Here is a 1716-nt window from a genome sequence, read left to right as displayed (position 1 = left end):
GGCGCCGTTCGGCTCGGTTCCGGCCGGTTGGTCTCGACCCGGTTCGGCACCGCCCGGCCGGTCGGTTTCCGGTCGGGCGACTCGCAGCATCGGCTCGGTGACCGCCTCCACCGGGCGCAACCGTCCGTCCGGCAGCTGCCCGTCCGGAAGGTGCCCGTCCGGCAGCTGCCCATCCGGCGCCACTCCGCCGCCGCGCCGGCCCACGACCCGCGCCAGTTCCTCGCATTGCCGCGCGATCTCCTGCGCGGTCAACATCTGAGCGGCGTCCATCTGGCTCCTCGCGTCGCGATCCGGGGATCCCGCGTTCGCCGGAATCACAAGGGTGTGATTCCGCGACCATTACATCACGCGGCCCGGTGCCGGATGCGAGGACAACACACCGGCGACGACACCCGTGCTGGTGATCCACTCCGCGCCTGCGGCGACGGCCGCGGACCGACCGATACGCTCCGCCGCATGGCTGTTCACCCGATCCGCATCGTGGGCGACCCGGTGCTGCACCACCCCACCCGTCCCGTGGAGCAGTTCGACGCGGAACTGCGCACGCTGGTGGACGAGATGTTCGAGACGAACGCGGCCGCCAACGGTGCCGGGCTCGCGGCCAATCAGATCGGCGTCGACCTGCGGGTGTTCGTCTACGACTGCCCCGACGACGACGGCGTGCGGCACCGCGGCGTGCTGGTGAACCCGTCGCTGGAAACCGGCGAGATCCCGGAGACCATGCCGGACCCGGAAGACGACTGGGAGGGCTGCCTGTCGGTGCCCGGCGAGGCCTTTCCCACCGGCCGCGCGAGCTGGGCGAAGGCCACCGGCCAGGACGTGGACGGCTCGCCGATCGAGGTGGAGGGCACCGGTTTCTTCGCCCGCTGCCTGCAGCACGAGACCGACCACCTGGACGGCTACCTCTACCTGAGCAGGTTGATCGGGCGGAACGCGCGGGCGGCGAAGAAGACCGTGAAGCGCAACGGCTGGGGAGTCCCCGGATTGTCCTGGGATCCGGCGGTGGAAGGCGATCCGTTCGGCGCGGAATGAACCGCCGGATCAGCGCGGGAAATCCGCCGTCTCGATCGTCACGTCGAACGGCCCGGGCAGGATCAACGGCTTTCCGAACGGGACCGCGCGTGCGCTTTGATAGATGTCTGCTGCCGGATCCGAATGCAGCGTCACCGCGGGCCACCGATCGGCGAACCGGTCGATGAGCAGGTAGAGCCGGATTCCGGCGCGGGCGTAGGCGTGCAGCTTGTCGGTCCGGTCGGTGTCCGCGGTGCTCTTAGAAGTGATCTCAACGCTGAGGAGCACTTCTTCGGCCGGTAGCGCCAAGTCTGCGGTTATTCGCTCGCGACAGATCCGGCACCAGCAACTTGGTATCGAGCGGCACGATGATGCCTTGTTTCTGCAACACGGCCCAATCGTCCGGAACGATGCGCACCACCGCCTTGAGCACATCGCTGTCGATCAGATCGTGCTGCGGGCTGGGCGGTGGGAAAGCCTGATTTCATCCTTGATGATCTCCGCCCGCCGTCCTTCGGGTGCGTCGAGGTGCATCCACGTCTCTACCAGCTGGTTCCAAGACGACTCTTCGGCCGGGCTTTTCAGTTCCGGGGCCGCACGCACGGCGGCCACCCCCGTATCAGCTGTGCGCCGCAATGTATCTGAGCGGTCTGACGATCAAGCGTCGTCCCTGGTGGCGGGCTTAGCGGTGATCCGTCCCGGCGT

3 protein-coding genes and 1 pseudogene are annotated in these 1716 nt (G+C 68.1%); 1 reads left to right on the top strand and 3 read right to left on the bottom strand.

The genetic code is table 11. The annotated features are described in order from the left end of the window. Window positions 1-270 (bottom strand): annotated as a pseudogene (locus IJH84_RS28495) (hypothetical protein); the annotation flags it as partial. A gap of 186 nt (window positions 271-456) precedes the next feature. Between IJH84_RS28495 and IJH84_RS28490 the strand changes: the two are divergent. Then, window positions 457-1032 carry a peptide deformylase gene (locus IJH84_RS28490; RefSeq protein ID WP_295151110.1) on the top strand — a complete coding sequence of 192 codons (576 nt, stop codon included), beginning with the start codon at window positions 457-459 and terminating at the stop codon, window positions 1030-1032. 9 nt (window positions 1033-1041) lie between these two features. Here IJH84_RS28490 and IJH84_RS28485 read toward each other — a convergent pair whose 3' ends face one another. Beyond that, on the bottom strand, window positions 1042-1299 hold the full coding sequence (locus IJH84_RS28485; RefSeq protein WP_295151108.1) for a Uma2 family endonuclease: 258 nt from the start codon (window positions 1297-1299) through the stop codon (window positions 1042-1044). Next, window positions 1283-1444 carry a hypothetical protein gene (locus IJH84_RS28480; RefSeq protein ID WP_295151106.1) on the bottom strand — a complete coding sequence of 54 codons (162 nt, stop codon included), beginning with the start codon at window positions 1442-1444 and terminating at the stop codon, window positions 1283-1285. The genes IJH84_RS28485 and IJH84_RS28480 overlap by 17 nt, the downstream gene beginning before the upstream one ends. Window positions 1445-1716 lie beyond the last annotated feature (272 nt).

Origin of the sequence: Saccharopolyspora sp. (assembly GCF_017434145.1) — a bacterium.
Classification (GTDB): domain Bacteria; phylum Actinomycetota; class Actinomycetes; order Mycobacteriales; family Pseudonocardiaceae; genus Saccharopolyspora_C; species Saccharopolyspora_C galaxeae.
The sequence above is the reverse complement of the archived record's forward strand: the minus strand, read 5'-3'. Positions and strand labels throughout refer to the sequence as shown.